1 rRNA gene is annotated in these 803 nt (G+C 48.7%); it reads right to left on the minus strand.

Annotated elements, in window-relative coordinates:
• Positions 1-639: ribosomal RNA gene (locus DXA55_RS16905) — 23S ribosomal RNA — on the minus strand; the annotation flags it as partial.
• Positions 640-803 lie beyond the last annotated feature (164 nt).

Below are 803 nucleotides of genomic sequence, written 5' to 3' on the forward strand. Positions count from 1 at the left end.
CTTAACCTTGCCAGTAAACGTAACTCGCCGGACCGTTCTACAAAAAGTACGCGGTTGTGCACATAAGGCACTTCCACAGCTTGTAAACACAGGGTTTCAGGTTCTCTTTCACTCCCCTCCCGGGGTCCTTTTCACCTTTCCTTCACAGTACTATGCGCTATCGGTCACTGAGGAGTATTTAGCCTTGGAGGGTGGTCCCTCCTGCTTCCCACAAGGTTTCCCGTGTCTCGTGGTACTCTGGATCCTGCCAGCCTCTCATCAATTTCGCCTACGGGATTTTCACCCTCTCTGATCAGATTTCCCAAAACTGTTCGGCTATTGATTCGAGTACCTTATGCAGTCCACAACCCCGCGGTGCACGCACCACGGTTTGGGCTCTTTCCATTTCGCTCGCCGCTACTTTGGAAATCGAGGTTTCTTTCTTCTCCTCGGGGTACTTAGATGTTTCAGTTCCCCCGGTTCCCTTCCATACGTTATGGATTGGCGTATGGATACTTGAGGTTTGCTCAAGTGGGTTTCCCCATTCGGATATCTCCGGATCAATGGATATTTGCTCCTCCCCGAAGCTTTTCGCAGCTTATCACGTCCTTCATCGGCTCTCAGTGCCAAGCATCCACCCTGCGCTCTTAATGCTTGACCTGTATTCTTGGTCCGCTGCCATCATAGCGTTGATGACAGGCTTTTGTGTTCTCTGCTTTAAAAGCAATTGATTCAATAATCTTTCGATTATCTCTCTGGTTTGATAACATCACATGCTCTCACACATGATGCCTCGGATGTCTTTTCCTATCTCTAACGTTTTA

The sequence above is a fragment of the Blautia sp. OF03-13 genome (genome assembly GCF_003460685.1).
GTDB classification, from domain to species: Bacteria; Bacillota; Clostridia; order Lachnospirales; family Lachnospiraceae; genus Fusicatenibacter; species Fusicatenibacter saccharivorans.